This window comes from uncultured Gemella sp. (genome assembly GCF_963515875.1).
Lineage (GTDB): Bacteria > Bacillota > Bacilli > Staphylococcales > Gemellaceae > Gemella.
Genome location: NZ_CAUPZX010000002.1, coordinates 19,442 through 37,227, shown reverse-complemented (window position 1 = coordinate 37,227; position 17,786 = coordinate 19,442). Strand labels below are relative to the sequence as shown.

The window sequence follows — 17,786 nt, the reverse complement described above, 5'->3', positions numbered from 1 at the left end:
AAATATGTTTCTTGTTATAAACAATTTTGTGAAATATTTATTTTGAAATTTTACAGAGTACTATTATAGATTAATTTCTGAATTATATAATTTGACTTTTTTTGACTTTTGTTTTATTATATATTTCAGAAGATAATATAATAAATATAAAGAAAATTTTTATAAGAGGTTATTGATATGATTAAACCATTATTTGACAATGTTCTATTAAAAAAAGTAGAAGAAGAGAAAGCAACAACTAGTGGAATAGTGTTGGCGTCAAAAGAAGAAGCTTCAAATATTGCAATAGTCGTTGCTTTAGGAGAAAGTTGCTTATTATCTAAAGATAATGAAGGTGAATTAACTGCTGGAAGTAAAGTAGTATTTTCAGATAAATATAAAAAAGTAAGTTTTAAAAACGAAGAATATTTCTTAGTAAATGAAGAAGAAGTTCTTGCTGTTATTGAAGAATAGGAGGAAACATGGTAAAAGAATTAAAATTTTCAGAAGATGCTCGCCAATCTATGAAAGTTGGTGTAGATAAATTGGCAAATGCTGTAAAAATAACATTAGGACCGAAAGGAAGAAATGTTGTATTAGATAGAAAATTTGGCTCACCACTAATAACAAATGATGGTGTATCTATTGCCAAGGAAATAGAATTAGAAGACCCATATGAAAATATGGGGGCAAAATTAGTGGCTGAAGTTGCTAATAAAACGAATGAAATAGCAGGGGATGGTACAACTACCGCAACTATTTTAGCTCAAGCTATGATAACGGAAGGATTAAAAAATGTTACAAGCGGAGCTAACCCTATCGGTATAAGAAAAGGTATGGAAAGAGCGGTGAAAGTAGCAGTAGAACGTCTTCGTGAAATTAGTGTAACAGTAGATTCTAAAGATAAAATAGCGCAAGTAGGAGCTATTTCAGCTGCTGATGAAGAAATAGGAAAATTCATTTCAGAAGCAATGGATAAAGTAGGTAACGATGGTGTTATTACTATTGAAGAATCTCAAGCATTAGATACTACTTTAGAAGTTGTAGAAGGTATGCAGTTTGATAGAGGATATCTATCACCGTATATGGTAAGTGATACAGAAAAAATGGTTGCTGACTTGGATAATCCATATGTTCTTGTCACTGATAAAAAAATTAGTGCAGTTCAAGAGATTTTACCTGTATTAGAAGAAGTAGTGGCTGCAGCAAAACCATTGTTGATTATTGCTGATGATGTTGAACAAGAAGCTGTTGCTACACTTGTTGTCAATAAACTTCGTGGTACATTTAATGTAGTAGCAGTAAAAGCTCCAGGATTTGGAGAAAGAAGAAAAGCAATCTTAGAAGATATAGTTATTCTAACAGGTGGAACACTTATTACCGATGACTTAGGTTTAGATTTGAAAGATGCTAATATTGCAATGTTAGGTAAAGCTTCTAAAGTTAATGTTACTAAAGATAATACCGTTATTGTTGGTGGTAAAGGGGATAAAGAAAAAATCGAAACTAGAACACAACAAATTAAAGCACTTTATGCAGAATCAAGTTCTGAATTTGACCGTGAAAAATTACAAGAAAGACTTGCGAAACTATCTGGAGGAGTAGCTGTTATAAAAGTTGGTGCCGCAACAGAAACTGAATTAAAAGAAAGAAAACTAAGAATTGAAGATGCTCTAAACTCAACTAGAGCTGCAGTAGAAGAAGGTATAGTTCCTGGCGGTGGAACAGCACTTGTTCAAGTAATTTCTGAAGTTGAAAAACTTGAAGCAACGGGTGATGAACAAACTGGAATTAATATTATTAAAAAGGCACTTGAAGCTCCGGTTCGACAAATAGCCGAAAATGCTGGATTAGAAAGTAGTGTTATTGTCGCTAAACTAAAAGAGGTAGAAGTAGGGTATGGATTCAATGCTACTACCGAAGAATGGGTTGATATGATTAAAGCAGGTATAGTTGATCCGACTAAAGTTACTCGTTCTGCTTTGCAAAATGCGGCAAGTGTATCAAGTTTATTCTTGTCTACAGAAGCTGTGGTAGCTGATGTTTCAAAAGATGAACCTATGCAACCACAAATGCCAATGATGTAGAAAAAATTAAGTAAGACAAAATATTTGAATATTACTTTGTGATATTATAAAATAAATTTATAAGTTTTAAAGGAGATTGAAACAATGAGAGAAATCACAGATAAAGAATTTTTTGAACTATCAAAAACTGATAGCGTAAAAGTATTTGACTTTTGGGCACCATGGTGTGGTCCATGTAAAATGTTAGCACCTGTATTAGAAGAAGTTTCTAATGAATTAACTAATATTGAATTCTACAAAGTTAATGTTGATGAAAATCAAGAAGCTGCTGGTGAATTTGGAATTATGTCAATTCCTACACTATTGATCATGAAAAATGGAGAAGTACTAGAGGAAAAAACTGGATACCAACCAAAAGAAGCATTAGTAGAATTATTATCAAAATACTAATACGTAAAAAGGCTATAGAATTTATCTCTGTAGTCTTTTTTACATCATAAAAAACAAGGATGAACTCGAATTTTAGTTCATCCTTGTTTTTTTGTAATTAATAATTTTTTAAATATTGCTCAATTTCCCAATCGGTTACTTGAGTTCTAAATGAATCCCATTCTATTGACTTAGCTTCAATAAAGTTATAGAAAATATGATCTCCAAGAGCTTCTTTCATGATAGGTGAAACTGATAGTTCTTTTAGTGCAGTGTAAAGAGTTGAAGGTAATTCATCGATACCATTTGTAATTCTTTCTTCACGTGTCATAACATAAATATTACTTCTTACTTCAGCTGCTGGAGTTAATTTATTTTCGATTCCATCTAAACCTGCTGCTAAGATAGTTGACATAGCTAAATATGGATTTGCAGCTGGATCTACTGATCGAACTTCTACACGAGTAGATTTACCACGAGCAGCTGGGATACGTACTAGAGGAGAACGATTAGAAGTAGACCATGCTACATAACATGGAGCTTCATAACCAGGAACTAGACGTTTATATGAGTTAACCGTAGGGTTACATATAGCAGTAAAACTACGAGCATGTTTTAAAATTCCAGCAATAAATTGCGCTGCAACTTCACTTAAACCATTCTCACTGCTTTCATCGTAGAAGCTATTTTCACCTTTACTGAAAAGTGATACGTTACAGTGCATTCCTGATCCGTTTATACCAAAGATAGGTTTTGGCATAAATGTAGCATGTAGTCCATGTTTACGTGCTATTGTTTTAACGATTAGTTTAAATGTTTGAATATTATCGCAGGCAGAAACAACGTCATCGTATTTAAAATCAATTTCATGTTGACCTGGAGCAACTTCGTGATGACTAGCTTCAATATCAAAGCCTAAACGCTCTAATTCAAGTACGATATCACGACGTACATTTTCGCCTAAATCTACAGGTGCAAGGTCGAAATAACCACCGTTATCATTTAATTCTAAACTAGGTTCACCATTTTCTTTCAGTCTGAATAAGAAAAATTCTGGTTCTGGTCCTAGATTTAATGTATCAAATCCTAGTTTATTCATTCTTTCAAGTGTACGTTTTAAATTACCTCGAGGATCTCCAGCAAATGGTTTTCTGTCGGCAGTATATACGTCGCAGATGAAACGAGCTACTTTACCGTATTCACTATCCCATGAAAACACTAAGAAAGTGTTTAAATCTGGATAAAGATACATATCGCTCTCTTCAATTCTTACGAAACCTTCAATCGATGAACCATCAAACATCATATTATTATCTAATACTTTATCAATCTGACTTACTGGAACTTCAACGTTTTTAATTGTTCCTGTAATATCAGTAAATTGCAGTCTGATATATTTAACGTTTTCTTCTTTGATTGTTTTAATAATCTCTTCTCTAATAATAGTTTTAGCCATGTCGTCTCCTTATTTTCGTGAAAAAATCTAACATTAAAATTTATTTTTTTTATTGTTATAAAATCTTGATAAGTCACCACGTCCAATAGAGCGTTCTCTAGGTAAACCACTAGGACCTGCAAAAATATCGTTATGGATAATTTGTCTAATTTGAGTAGTTTCAGCAGAAACTTCTTTTTCATTAATAATTTCATCGATTGCTTTCAAACTAAAACCTTTAGTAAGTAAGTCTTTTATTGTTAAAAGTTTATCGATATCATTAAATGAAAATAGTCTAGTATTACCTTCGGTACGTTTTGGAGTAAAGAGTTTTTTTTCTTCATAGTATCTAATTTGACGTGCAGTAAGTTGGGTAATTTTTGTTACTACACTTATAGAAAAAACTGGAAGATTTTTTTGTAATTCTTTAAATCCCATACTTATACCTCTCTGTTTAGATTTTGTGAAATAAAAAAATTTTATATCTATATAGTATAATAACAAAATTAATAGAGAAAATAAAGTGTATGTCATAAAATCTTACATTTTAAAAATTATGTAAATCTAGTTGTATACATTATAAAGTTTTTTTGTATAATATATTAAAGAATGTTTAAAATTTTTTGAAATCGTGATAAAATAATAGTTAATATAAAAAAGAAAGGATGATAGTATGGCAATATTTTTATCTGTTGTTGTTTTTGTTATTACATTTGTGCTTTTATTAGGTTCATATATAGTACTGGTGGCTAACAACAAAATAAAAAGAAGACGTATGGATAAAGTATTGAAATTGGTGGCTGCGTATAGTCTAGTTGCTGCATTAGTGTATTGCTATCAATTTTTATACTTATAAAAAAATACAATTAAATAAAAGATTTGGATGTGAAAATTTTGAAAAAAGATTCTTTGTTTAAAGGGACTGCAATACTTAGTATAAGTTTGATTTTGACAAAGGTTTTAGGTGCTGTGTATCTTATTCCATTTTATCAAATAATAGGTGGAGAAGAACAAATGGCGCTTTTCAATTATGGATATAGTTATTATGCGACTATTTTGGAAATATCTGGAGCGGGAACACCTTTAGCAATTGCAAAATTAGTTGCTAAATATAATGCGATTGGTGCATATAGTGTAAGTAGAAGAATTTATAAGCTAGGCTCGTGGTTATTGGTTGTGATGGGGATTTTAGGATTTTGTATCTTATTTTTTGGTTCTGGAATCATTTCAGAACAAATTTTAATAAGTAATCAACAAAAATTCACCCCACAAGAAGGTACACTAGTTTTAAAAAGTCTAAGCTTTGGAATTCCATTAGTTTTAGTTTCAGCTGGAATTAGAGGACTATTTCAAGGACATGAGATAATGTTACCATCTGCACTTAGTCAATTTATAGAGCAAGTCGCTCGTATTGCGTTTATGCTTGGTGCTACATATTTTATTATGAGAATTTTAGGGTATGGAGTAGTTGAAGGGAATGTTAGTGCAACTTTTGCAGCTGCAGTAGGTGCTGTATTTTCTTTAATTACACTCTTCTTTTTTTACACTAAGTTTAAAGGTGATTTAGATTTCAATAAAGAAAAAGATGAGAATGTAATAGATATTTCTACATTTAATTTAGTAAAGGAGTTTTTCTCTGTCTCAATTCCATTTATTTTTATAGTGGGATTATTTCCGATATTGAACATAATTGATCAACATAATTTTATACACGGCATGACTAAGATTGGAAAAGCAGACATCGTAGACGGAAGGTTTTCAGCTTTGCAATTAGTTAATAAGGTTGTTATGATAGCAGTTGCTATAGCACCGGCTTTTTCTAGTACTTTTTTACCGTCTATTACGAGACTATTTGCCCAAGGAGATAGAATTACTGTTAGTAGTCAAATTAACAAAGTTATTTTATCTTTAATGATGATAGTATTACCTGCTTTAGTTGGTATGTATGTGCTAGCGGATCCTATATATTCTGCATTTTATAGTAGGAGTTCAATTAATGCTGACTTGCTGAGATTTTATTTACCTCTGGCAGTTTTATATTCTATATATAGTTTAACTAGTATTATAATGCAAGCTATAAATAAACAATTACTAAATCTTATAGCAATTTCTATTGGTCTGGTTGTTAAATATTTAACAATTACTCCGCTTGTAATAGCATTTGAAACTAATGGTGTGATTTTTTCTTCTATAGCAACGTATATTGTAATGATAGTAATTAACTTGTTTATTATAAATAGAGAAGTTAAACTGAAAATTGTTGAATTTTTATCGAGGTTAGTAATACTATTAAGCAGTTGTTTCATTATGTTTATTACTGTGGCGGCTGTATATGAATCGATAGCTTCTAATTTTGTTATTGAATCTAAAATTTCTAGTATGATACTAATTTCTATCTGTGCCATTTTGGGAATGCTAGTTTACTTCTTTAGTATAAGCAAAATGAAATTTGATAAGTACTTATTTGGTAGAAAAATTACATTATCAACTATAAGACGACTAAGGAGATAAGTATAGTGAGATTGGATAAATTTATTAGTACTACGACAACGTTAAGTAGAGCAGAAGCGAAAAAAATTATTAAAAAGGGAATATTAATTAATGATATTTTAGTAAAAAGTCCTGATTATAAGATTGATGAAATCAATGATCAGGTTATAGTAAATGGAGATAGGTTATTTTATCAAAAATATGTTTATATAATGATGAATAAGCCACAAAATGTTATATCAGCTACGGATGATGCGATTGACAAAACTGTAGTTGATTTATTAGAAGAAAAAGATCGTATATATAAAGTCTTTCCTGTAGGTAGACTTGATAAGGATACTGAGGGATTAATGTTACTGACAAATGATGGAGATCTTGCTCATAAATTAATTTCTCCAAAGAAAGATGTAGAGAAGAAGTATTATGTTGAGGTAAGTGGAAAATTAAAAGAAGAGCATTTAGTATTAGTAAAAGAGGGACTTGTTATTGATGAAGGTTATAAATGTAAAAGCGCTAGGTTGGAAATAATTGAATCATCTGAGGTGAATAGTATTGCGTATATTTATATTACTGAAGGCAAGTTTCATCAAGTTAAAAGAATGATGAAGGCTCTTGGAACAACAGTAACATATTTAAAAAGATTATCTATAGGAACATTAGAGTTAGATAAGAATCTAAAATTAGGAGAATATAGATATTTAACTGATAAGGAAATAAAAAATTTAAATAACTAAAATAACGGAGGGATATATTATGGATATCAATTTTAAACAAGAAGTGTTAAATCACAAGGAGAATTTACTAAAAGACCTTTTTGATCTATTAAGCGTCCGATCAATCTTAGGGACTGATATAACTGATGAAACACCTTTTGGAAGCGGTCCTAGAGAAGCTTTGGACTTAATTTTATCTTTTGGAGAACGCGATGGATACAAAACTAAAATAGTAGAAAATAAAGCGGGACACATAGAAGTAGGTCAAGGAGAAGAACTATTTGGTATTCTTGGACATGTTGATGTAGTACCGGTTGTTGAAGCGGATTGGATTAGTCATCCGTTTAAACCTGAAGTGAGAGATGGAAGAATTTATGCTCGTGGATCACTAGATGATAAAGGACCAACAATGGCAGCATATTACGCTGTTAAACTTTTAGATAAACTAGGAGTTAAATGGAATAAACGTGTTCGTTTAATTATTGGTAGTGATGAAGAAACAGGATTTAGATGTGTTGAATCATACTTTAAACATGAAGAACAACCAGCTTTAGGTTTTACGCCAGATGCAATGTTCCCTCTAGTATATGCTGAAAAAGCACGTGCTACATTCGATCATAAGTTGATTTTTGTTGAAGATTCTGAACAATACGATTACAAACTTGTTAAATTTAATGGTGGACAAGTACTTAATATGGTAATTGCTAGTGCAGAAGCCGAATTAGTTGGTGAAGTAGCAGATATTAAGGAAAAATTCGAAAAATTCTTAAGTCAAGAGAAATTAGAAGGTGAAGTTAATGTAGCAGAAACTATTAAGTTAACTCTAAAAGGTAAAGCAGCCCATGGTTCTACACCACAATTTGGGATAAATGGAGCAACAAAATTAGCAGAATTTTTAAGTACATTAGGATTAGACGTTAATGGTAAAAATTTTGTAGGTTACATCGTAGAAAAACTTGCAAATGATCCATTCGGTACAAAATTAGGAATCGACTACTCTGATGATGAAATGGGAGCTGCAACTTACAACTATGGAATATTAAATTATAATTTAGAAGAAAAACTGGCTGTGATTTCAACAGACTGTCGTCATCCTAAAAAGTTCAATTTAGTAGATAAGTTAAGTAGTGTTAAAGTAGATAACATTATAATTGAAGTTACTAGTACAAAAGAAGCTCACTACGTTCCAAAAGATGATGAATTAGTAACGACTCTAATGGATGTATATAAAAAATACACAGGTGATACGAAGAATGATGCTTTTGTACTTGGTGGTGGAACTTACGCACGTTGCCTTAAAAAAGGTGTTGCATTTGGACTTTTATTCCCAGGGAAAGAAGATACAATGCACCAAGCAAATGAATATTTAGAAATAGAAGACTTACTATTAGCAACTGCGATTTATGCAGAAGGAATATATAAACTTTGCTGTGAATAAAATATTTATAAAAATATTTACTTGATATAGTTTTTAGTTTTATAAAAATTAGATGAATAAAGAATCTCAAAGATATTTTATTGTATTATAAAAATAAAATTAGAATATCTTTGAGATTTTTAATTTTTGTTATAAAATACTATCTTGAAAAAAATGGTTAAAGATTGTAAAATATATAGTGCATTATAATTTTAAAAAAGAGATTGGAGAAAGGAGAAGTATAAAATATGTCTAGAGAATATTATCAGATGGGCTGGACTTTAGATGATACATATAAAGAAGATTATTTTTGTTCAAGAGATAATCAACGTTATTTTATAAAAAAGAATACTACTCCTATGATTGCAACTCTTTCGGCAGAAGGTATTGTGCCTAGATTAAGATGGACTAAACGTATTAGTAATGGAGATGTATTAATAGCTCAAGATTTTGAGAATGGCAGAACATTGAATAAGGAAGATATGACTGATAAGCGTATCCCGGAAATCTTGAAAAAAGTTCATGGATCAACTAAATTAAAAAAAATTATGAAAGCACAAGGTTATAGTGAAGAAACAGCTGCAAGTTCGCTTAGAAATTTAAAGTCTATAATAGCAGATGAACTTTGGAAAAACGGTAATATAGTAGATGCCCTAAATTATTTAGAAAATTGTATACCTGATGACGATGTAGAGTACACGCCTTGTCATACAGATTTACATAAAGATAATTGGTTACTCTCTGATCAAGGGAAACTATTTTTAGTAGATTGGGAACATTCAATACTTTGTGATCCTGCAATTGATATTTCTTTTGTATTATATCGATATATTCCTCAATCAGATTGGCATGAATGGTTAGAAATATATGGACAAGAACCAACAATTAAATATAGAAACAGATTAAAATGGTATATAACTTTACAGTCAGTAATTATGATTGTATGGTATCATGAGAAAAAGCAATTATCTGAGATGAATTCTTGGTTAGTCTTTTTAAATAGTGTATTTAACGATTTTATTTAAAGCATTAAATAGGAAAAACCTAATTAATGCTTTTATTTTTTTTATAAACGGTGTAAAATAGAAATAGTTACATAATATTTTCAGTTTGTTTTACAAAGGACAACTAGTTGAAAATATTATATTAATAGTAGTTGATGGAGTGACAGAATGAGTATAAAAAGCTATAAATTGTATCTAATTGATTTGGATGGCACTATTTATAATGGTGAAAAAAAGATAAAATATGCCAAAGAATTTGTTGATTATTTAAATGAAAATAATATAGATTATTTGTTTTTAACTAATAATTCTACAAAACAACCAAGAGAAGTAGCAGAACATTTAAAAAAGTTCGATATTGAAACTACTCAAGAACATGTTTTTACATCCAGTGATGCTACCAAAATTTATTTGGAGTCAAAAGGATACAAAAACTTGTATATAATAGGAGAAAATGGCTTGAAAAATACCTTAAGTGATTTTAATCATAAAAACACTGAGGAAGATGTTGAGGCTGTAGTTGTTGGACTCGATAGAGAACTTACGTATGATAAACTGGCAATAGCAACTAAAGCCATTCTTAATGGAGCAGAACTTATAGGAACTAATCCTGATACGTTACTACCTACTGCACAAGGTTTTGTCCCTAGTAATGGGGGTCAGATCAAATATTTAGAATATGCGACTTCGACAATTGCTACAGTTATAGGAAAGCCTAGTAGAATCATAATGGAGAGTGCTATAAAATTATATAATTATTCAAAAGATCTAATAGCTATGGTAGGAGATAATTATGATACTGATATAATGTCAGGTATCAATAGTGGTATTGATACAATTCATGTTCAAACTGGAGTTACGAGTCTAAAAGATATTGATAAAAAAGAGAAAAAACCAACATATTCTATAGAAAATTTAAATAAACTGGTTAAATAAAAGGAGAAAAAATGATTATTAAAACAGAAGAACAATTACAAAAAATGAAAGAAATAGGTTTTATTTGTGCAACTATAAGAGATGAAATGGTTAAAAATGCCGTACCTGGTGTTTCAACAAAAGAACTTGACAATATAGCAAAAGAATTATTCGAAAAATACGGTGCCAAATCAGCTCCAATTACAGAATATAATTTCCCAGGTTATACATGTATTTCATTAAATTATCAGGCTGCTCATGGAATTCCATCGAGTACTAAAATATTAAAAGATGGAGATTTATTAAATATAGATGTATCAGGATGTAAAGATGGATATTATGCTGATACTGGAATCTCTTTTGTTGTCGGTAAGGTTGATGACGAAATGAAGGAGAAAGTTTGTGAAGTTGCTAAAGAAGCTTTTTATGAAGGTATTAAGCATGCTATTGCAGGAAGAAAAATAAACCAAATAGGAAAAAATATTCATAAGAAAATAAAAGAGCATAAATTACAAGTTATTGAGAATCTTACAGGTCATGGAATTGGTACATCTCTTCATCAAGAACCACAACATGTATTCAATTACTTTGATCCATGGGACAATTTAATTTTAAAAGATGGTATGTGTTTAGCCGTAGAACCTTTCGTATCTACAAAAGCTAAAACAGTAACAAATACTGATAAAGACGATTGGGAATTGGTTGCTAAGGACGGTTCGTATATTGCACAATATGAGCATACTATAGTAGTTAGAGAAAACCAAGAACCAATAATTTTAACAAAAATTGATTAATTTTAGTGAAAAAAGTTGACAAGTTAATAAAAATGTTTTAAGATACTACTTATTAAAAAACTACGGAGAGAAGAAAATGGCAGAAAATTTAGTAATAGTCGAATCTCCTTCCAAAGCAAAAACTATTGAAAAATATCTAGGGAAAAAATATAGAGTAATATCTTCAAAAGGTCATGTAAGAGACCTTCCTAAAAGTAGAATGGGAGTAGAAGTACTAGATAATGGAAATATAGATGTTGATTATATTTCTATAAGAGGGAAGGGCGATGTAATTAAAGCTTTAAAAAAAGAGGCTAAAGGAAAAAAAGTTTTCCTAGCATCCGATCCCGATAGAGAAGGAGAAGCAATAGCATGGCATATTGCATACATTTTAGGATTAGATAATAATTCCGATAATAGAATTATTTTTAATGAAATAACGAAAGATGCTGTGAAAGAAGCAATTAAAAATCCACGAAAAATAAATACGGATTTGGTACAATCACAGCAAGCGAGAAGAATTTTAGATAGACTTGTAGGTTATAATATTTCTCCAGTATTATGGAAAAAAGTAAAACCTAAATTATCAGCTGGTAGGGTACAAAATGCAGCATTAAAATTAATAGTCGACAGAGAAGAAGAAATTCAAAAGTTTGTACCTCAAGAATATTGGTCAATGCCTATTGATTTTATAAAAGATAGAAAAGTTTTGACTGCTAATTTTTACTCATATAAAGGTGAAAAATTAAAACTTGAAAGTAAAAAAGATGTAGAAAATATAAAAAATGCTATAAAAGGTGATACATTTAAAGTTATCGATGTAGCTAAAACCAAGAAAAATAGGAATGCACCTAATGTCTATATTACATCGACGATGCAACAAGATGCTTCAAGAAAAATAAACTTTAAAACTCGTAAAACTATGAGTGTAGCTCAAGAATTATATGAAGGTATTAATCTGAAAAAATTAGGTGGAGTTACAGGATTAATAACTTACATGAGAACTGACTCAACAAGGGTTTCAGATGAAGCGATAAAAATAGCAAATGAGTATATTCTTAAAAACTTTGGAAAAGAATACTTGGCTACTGCATTTAAATTGAAAAAAAACAATAAAAATGTTCAAGATGCTCATGAAGGAATTAGACCAACAAATATAGAATTCACACCTGATAGTATTAAAGAATATTTATCTAATGATCAATATAAACTTTATAAACTTATTTGGGAAAGATTTGTTGCTAGTCGTATGAGTGCTGCTGTTTACGAAACGAGTACTACAACATTTGAAAATAATAATGTAGTGTATCGTGGAGCGTATTCTAAATTGCTTTTTAATGGATTTTTATCAGTATTAAAAGAAAAAGAAAAAGTGAAACTTGCACCTGAATTTGAAGTCGGTGAAGATGCGAAAGTAAAAGAATTAAAAGAAGAACAACACTTTACACAACCTCCTGCCCGTTACTCAGAAGCAAAACTAATTGCTGAATTAGAAGAGTTAGGAGTAGGTCGACCATCAACTTACGCAACAATAGTAGATACTTTACAAAAAAGATACTATGCAAAACTTCAAAATAAAGTTTTCACGCCTACTGAATTAGGAACCCTAGTTAGTAAAATCACAGAGCAATATTTCCCTGATATTATCAACACAAAATTCACTGCGAATTTAGAAAGTCAATTAGATGATATAGCAGAAGGTAAGGTTGGTTGGGAAAATACAATATATAATTTCTATAGAAATTTTAGAAAAGATGTAGAAAAAGCTGAATCTGAGATGGAAAAGGTTGAAATTAAACAAGAATTTACTGGTGAATCTTGCCCAGAATGCTCATCTCCTTTAGTGTTTAAATTAGGGAAATTTGGTAAATTTATAGCTTGTTCGAACTTCCCAGATTGTAGGTATACAAATACAATCCAGAAAAAAGTAGGAGTAGTTTGTCCGAAATGTAAAAAGCATGAAATTTTAGAGAAAAAATCTAAAAAGGGGAAATTATTCTATGGTTGTGAAGGATTTCCTAACTGTGACTTTGTTTCTTGGGACAAACCAATAAATCGTCAATGTCCAAAATGTAATCATCTTTTATATGAAGGGAAAAAAGGTGTTATGTGTGGAAATTGCGATTATAAAGAAGAAATAAAAAAATAATGTGAAAGGATTTGATAAGTGTTTTCAATTATCAAATCCTTATTTTGTAAAATTTGAATTTGATTGAGCAATATTATAAAAGACATAGAAAGTGATTCCAATATAGATATAATAAATTTGTAAACGATACAGTTTATTTATAATTTAGATTAATTATCAGAAAATTTTACACAATTATTCAACAAAAAATCGAATATTTTTTAAAAATCTATTGACAAAAATCAATAAATATATTATCGTATATAACATACTTAAAAAAATAAATTTTGGAGGAGATGAAATGTTGAAATTTTTAAAGAAAAATCCTTATATTTCAATTGGACTTATGTTATTTGCACTGTTTTTTGGTGCTGGTAATTTAATTTTCCCAGCATTCTTAGGACAAAACGCTGGAACAAACTTATCTACAGCGATGATTGGATTTATAATTATGGGGGTAGGATTACCGCTATTAGGAGTTATTGTAATGGGGTACTCAGGAGCTGAGGACTTATTAGACTTATCTAGCAGAGCAGGAAAAGGATTCGGTATTGCTTTTACGACTTTATTATACTTAACAATCGGGCCTTTCTTTGCTATTCCTAGAACAGGAACAACAACTTATGAATTAGGTTTATCAAGTTTTGTAGCACCAGAAAATACTTTTGTTGCTCAAGCCATTTTCTTAGCTTTCTTTATGGGATTAACTCTGTGGTTAGCTATAAGCCCTAATAAGCTTGTTGATAGAATCGGAACAATTATTACTCCAGTTCTACTATTATCAATGGTAGTTTTAATCATTGCTTCATTAGTTAATCCTATGGGATCTGCACAAGAACCTACAAAAGGTTATGCAACTACAGCCCTAGCATTTACTAATGGGTTAATGGAAGGTTATAATACGATGGATGCACTAGCTTCATTAGTATTTGGTATAATTGTAATTAACTCAGTTAAACTTTACGGTGCTAAGACTAAACAAGAGGTATTTAATAATAGTGCAAAATCAGCAGTAATTGCAGCAGTTTTATTAGCGTTAGTATATATTTTTATTTCTAATATTGGTGCTACATCAGTTTCTGTTTTAGGATTACAAAAAACTGGTGCTGGAGTATTAACTGGTGCAACTACATTCTATTTTGGTAATGTTGGTAAATTATTATTATTTGTTATTGTATTTTTAGCTTGTCTAACTACAAGTGTTGGTTTAGTAACTGCTTGTTCTTCATTCTTTGTAAGATTATATGATAAGATTAGCTATAAAACATATGCAATTGCTTTAACTTTATTCTCTTTTGCAGTTGGTAATTATGGTTTAGCAGCGATTATTCAAGGTGCAGTTCCAGTGCTAGTATTACTTTATCCATTAACAATGGTATTAATCTTACTTGGTTTCTTAAATAATTTTTTTGGTGGAAGAAAAGTTGTTTATACTTCAACAGTACTATTTACTGGATTATTCAGTTTATACTCTACTGTAACTTCAACATTTAAACTTGTAGTGCCTACAGTTGATAATGCATTGGCTAAAGTAAACTTCCTTCCAGTACCTGCGGATTTTGCTTGGTTAAATTACGCTCTAGTGGGATTTGTACTAGGAATTGTGTTAACATTTGTTGTGAAAAAAGAAAGTAAATAATTATTATATAGATTGAGACTTACTTAAAAGTCATAAATTTTACAAAAGTGTATATGATAACTCATAGACGCAGTGGTTTATTGATATTTAAATTCGCTTTATAGAAGCTTTTAAGATATCTAATAGACTGTGCGGGAGTGACTCGACAAAATTGATTTCTTAGAAATCACGATTTTTGAGTCACTCCCTTCTTTTTATTTTTTATGATTATTGTTTTGACATTAAGTTAAAGCAATGGTATTATAATAAGATATAGTATTAATTTATAAGAGAAGGTAAGTTAGTAGTTTGATAAAATGAAGTGATTTAACAAATTATATTGTTTATAATAGGAGAAATAATGGTTTTAGAATTTAAAGAATATACAAAGAAAATAAAAAAGGATACTATTTTGGAACTAGATTTCAAAGTGGATACTGGCGAAATTTTAACTATTGTAAATAATAGTACAGCCAGTTTAGATATTTTAAAGGATTCTTTTAGACAAAGAACAAAGTTTAAAGGAGAAATACTTTTTGATAAAGAAAATATAAATAAACAAACATTATTATTTTCTAGAGATTTTGGTTTTTATAGTGATTTAACGTTATTGAATAATTTAAAGAAAGGGTTGTCTTTATTTAATATTGGGTATGCCGATGAAGAGTTAATAGCGGATTTAGAGTTTTTAAATCTAAATTCAGAAGTTAAATATAAAGAGTTATTAAGTAATGAAGTGACTAAATATCATACATTATTTTCAATCCTAGTTGATCAGAATGTTTTAATAGTTGATAATACGGAAAAATCTTTAACTTTAGAGGATAAAGAGGCTATAAGTGATCTGATTTTAGATAAATCAAATAATTCTAATGTAATAATTTTAGATACAATGTTAAATAAACATAATAGTATTGCAGATAAAGTATTAGTAATCTCGGATGGTATTAAATCATATTTTGGTAATCTTGAAGATTTATTAGTATTAAAAACATTAACTGCTATTAATGTATCAAGTCAGGATAATCTTGATTTGATTTTAGAAGGTTATCAATACAGCCTTTATCACGATAATGAAATTGTAGTGAGAGAAGAAAGTCTTGAAAAAGTAGTATATGCGTTATTAAAAAATAATATAGAAGTATATCAGATTCGTAATTTAGGTGAAAAAATTAAATTATATGAGGGAGAGGCTGATTTATAATGCTTTTAACTATTGAATTTGGGAAGTTATTTAGACGTAAATTTAATTATTTATTTTTAGTTATAATTATTTTAATGAACTTTGTTTTTGTTTACAAATTAGATTCACTTTCTGCCTATTTTGATATTTCGATAATCAATATTATCTTTAATATTATTTTAAAGGTGAATTTAGCATTACTTCTTTTTGTAATGGGGATTAATTATATTCATTCATACAGAGAAGATTATATTTCTAAAGTCAATGTTCTTTTAGAAATGAGAAAAAAGAAAAGTATTCGTGATATTTCTGCCCTTATAGCAAACATAATTTATTTTTTAGTTTATTTTGCTATTATAGTGTCGTGTTTAGTAGGATTTTTATTCTTACGTAAAAGAGATATTTTTGAAGAATTGAAAGTAATAATGATGAATGTAAATACATCAGTAGCATATGCTTCAATTTTGATATTATTATTACTATTTGCTAATATTATTTATTTATTAGCTTTAACTTTATTTAACAATACTAATCTAGCAATATCATTTTCTTTATTATTCTTTATTGGAGGAGATGTAATTGCCAAAATGATTAAAGATAGAGTGGCTATTCCCGTAGAAAGAATTGATAATAGTGTATTGACAATTTTTACGAAGTCATTTAATAATTTAAATCAAAATATAACACTTAGTTTTGGCAATTATTTACCTTTATTATTAAATATGGCTGGTTTAATAATTGTTATCTTAATTGTTAAATTAATGAAAAAAATAATAGGATAGAAGGAGAATTTAATGGATACACAGATTCTAATTCAATATGTAATAGTATTATTGAGTTTAATACTATTGGAAGGATTATTATCAGCAGATAATGCGATTGTTCTAGCGGTAATGGTTAGACATTTACCTCCAAAAGAACAAAAGCACGCGTTAATGTATGGTCTTGCTGGTGCACTAGTGTTTAGAGTTATAGCGATATTTTTAATCACGATTCTTGCCCAATATTGGGAGATTCAAGTGTTAGGTGGATTGTATTTGGTATATATGGCTGGAGTTCATATAAAAGAATTTTTTGATAAAAGAAAAGAAGGGGAAGCTACAGAAGAAATATTTGAACCTAAGAAGCAAAGTGGATTCTGGGCTACTGTTATAAAGGTAGAACTAACTGATATAGCATTTGCTATAGATTCAATATTAGCAGCTGTTGCAATTGCAATAACATTACCTCATATTTCGGAGACATCAATTGGCGGAATTAATCTTGGTCAATTTGCTGTTATGGTGATTGGAGGTTTTGTAGGAGTAATTATCATGCGTTATGCTGCTAATGTATTTATAAAAGTATTAGAAACAAAACCAGGTTTAGAAATTGCAGCATTTCTAATTGTAGGCTGGGTAGGTATTAAATTATTTGTAATTGCTGCTGCTCATGAGAAATTAGCTTTAATACCACATGAATTTCCACATTCAACTCTTTGGACTGCTATTTTTTGGATAGTATTATTAGGATTACTAGTTTGGGGAGTATTGGTTTCAAAAAAATTTGAAGAGGATAAATCTAAATAGTATGTTGGTTGATCCTGCAGCCCTAAACTATAAAAAGAGTTTATATAATAAATTATAGATACAGTAGTTTATTAATATCTAAATTTGTTTTATAAATATTTTTTGGA

The 17,786-nt window shown here is 29.5% G+C and carries 17 protein-coding genes; 15 read left to right on the top strand and 2 right to left on the bottom strand.

All coding sequences use genetic code 11. The features are described 5' to 3' along the window. Positions 1 to 177: 177 nt before the first annotated feature. The 3 genes from RWL85_RS00850 to trxA all read left to right on the top strand — a co-directional run bounded on the left by RWL85_RS00850 (position 178) and on the right by trxA (position 2,456). Complete coding sequence (locus RWL85_RS00850; protein WP_314083902.1) at positions 178 to 453, top strand: co-chaperone GroES; 276 nt, start codon at positions 178 to 180, stop codon at positions 451 to 453. Positions 454 to 461: 8 nt separating this feature from the next. After that, positions 462 to 2,066 carry a chaperonin GroEL gene (gene groL / locus RWL85_RS00845; protein ID WP_314083901.1) on the top strand — a complete coding sequence of 535 codons (1,605 nt, stop codon included), beginning with the start codon at positions 462 to 464 and terminating at the stop codon, positions 2,064 to 2,066. An 84-nt stretch (positions 2,067 to 2,150) separates the two neighbouring features. Then, positions 2,151 to 2,456: a thioredoxin gene (trxA, locus tag RWL85_RS00840; RefSeq protein ID WP_102170221.1), complete on the top strand. Its 306-nt coding sequence runs from the start codon at positions 2,151 to 2,153 to the stop codon at positions 2,454 to 2,456. A 97-nt stretch (positions 2,457 to 2,553) separates the two neighbouring features. Here the strand turns inward: trxA and glnA are convergent, their stop codons facing one another. Together glnA and RWL85_RS00830 are read right to left on the bottom strand one after the other, a co-directional pair. Next, positions 2,554 to 3,891 carry a type I glutamate--ammonia ligase gene (gene glnA / locus RWL85_RS00835; protein WP_314083898.1) on the bottom strand — a complete coding sequence of 446 codons (1,338 nt, stop codon included), beginning with the start codon at positions 3,889 to 3,891 and terminating at the stop codon, positions 2,554 to 2,556. Between the two features lie 33 nt (positions 3,892 to 3,924). Further along, complete coding sequence (locus tag RWL85_RS00830; protein WP_314083895.1) at positions 3,925 to 4,308, bottom strand: MerR family transcriptional regulator; 384 nt, start codon at positions 4,306 to 4,308, stop codon at positions 3,925 to 3,927. Positions 4,309 to 4,543: 235 nt separating this feature from the next. Between RWL85_RS00830 and RWL85_RS00825 the strand changes: the two genes are divergently transcribed. From RWL85_RS00825 to RWL85_RS00770, 12 genes are all read left to right on the top strand, one after another. Beyond that, on the top strand, positions 4,544 to 4,726 hold the full coding sequence (locus RWL85_RS00825) for a hypothetical protein (RefSeq protein ID WP_314083893.1): 183 nt from the start codon (positions 4,544 to 4,546) through the stop codon (positions 4,724 to 4,726). Between the two features lie 29 nt (positions 4,727 to 4,755). Continuing rightward, entirely contained in the window at positions 4,756 to 6,381 is a 1,626-nt protein-coding gene (locus RWL85_RS00820) for a polysaccharide biosynthesis protein (protein WP_314083890.1), read from the top strand. Between the two features lie 5 nt (positions 6,382 to 6,386). Then, a complete protein-coding gene (locus RWL85_RS00815; protein WP_314083888.1) occupies positions 6,387 to 7,094 on the top strand; it encodes a 16S rRNA pseudouridine(516) synthase in 708 nt (235 codons plus the stop codon). A gap of 19 nt (positions 7,095 to 7,113) precedes the next feature. Beyond that, positions 7,114 to 8,511, top strand: a complete 1,398-nt coding sequence (gene pepV / locus RWL85_RS00810; RefSeq protein ID WP_314083886.1) for a dipeptidase PepV — start codon at positions 7,114 to 7,116, stop codon at positions 8,509 to 8,511. 227 nt (positions 8,512 to 8,738) lie between these two features. After that, positions 8,739 to 9,515, top strand: a complete 777-nt coding sequence (locus tag RWL85_RS00805) for a phosphotransferase family protein (protein WP_314083884.1) — start codon at positions 8,739 to 8,741, stop codon at positions 9,513 to 9,515. Between the two features lie 147 nt (positions 9,516 to 9,662). Then, positions 9,663 to 10,430, top strand: a complete 768-nt coding sequence (locus tag RWL85_RS00800; RefSeq protein ID WP_314083882.1) for a TIGR01457 family HAD-type hydrolase — start codon at positions 9,663 to 9,665, stop codon at positions 10,428 to 10,430. Between the two features lie 11 nt (positions 10,431 to 10,441). Then, on the top strand, positions 10,442 to 11,203 hold the full coding sequence (map, locus tag RWL85_RS00795; RefSeq protein WP_314083880.1) for a type I methionyl aminopeptidase: 762 nt from the start codon (positions 10,442 to 10,444) through the stop codon (positions 11,201 to 11,203). Between the two features lie 76 nt (positions 11,204 to 11,279). Then, a complete protein-coding gene (topA, locus tag RWL85_RS00790; RefSeq protein ID WP_314083878.1) occupies positions 11,280 to 13,331 on the top strand; it encodes a type I DNA topoisomerase in 2,052 nt (683 codons plus the stop codon). 280 nt (positions 13,332 to 13,611) lie between these two features. Beyond that, entirely contained in the window at positions 13,612 to 14,949 is a 1,338-nt protein-coding gene (gene brnQ / locus RWL85_RS00785) for a branched-chain amino acid transport system II carrier protein (RefSeq protein WP_314083877.1), read from the top strand. Between the two features lie 340 nt (positions 14,950 to 15,289). Beyond that, a complete protein-coding gene (locus RWL85_RS00780) occupies positions 15,290 to 16,132 on the top strand; it encodes an ABC transporter ATP-binding protein (protein WP_314083875.1) in 843 nt (280 codons plus the stop codon). Then, positions 16,132 to 16,893 (top strand): iron ABC transporter permease, encoded by a 762-nt coding sequence (locus RWL85_RS00775; protein WP_314083873.1) that lies wholly within the window; start codon positions 16,132 to 16,134, stop codon positions 16,891 to 16,893. Before RWL85_RS00780 ends, RWL85_RS00775 begins: the two co-directional genes overlap by 1 nt. A gap of 12 nt (positions 16,894 to 16,905) precedes the next feature. Next, positions 16,906 to 17,679 carry a TerC family protein gene (locus tag RWL85_RS00770; protein ID WP_314083871.1) on the top strand — a complete coding sequence of 258 codons (774 nt, stop codon included), beginning with the start codon at positions 16,906 to 16,908 and terminating at the stop codon, positions 17,677 to 17,679. Positions 17,680 to 17,786: the final 107 nt, after the last annotated feature.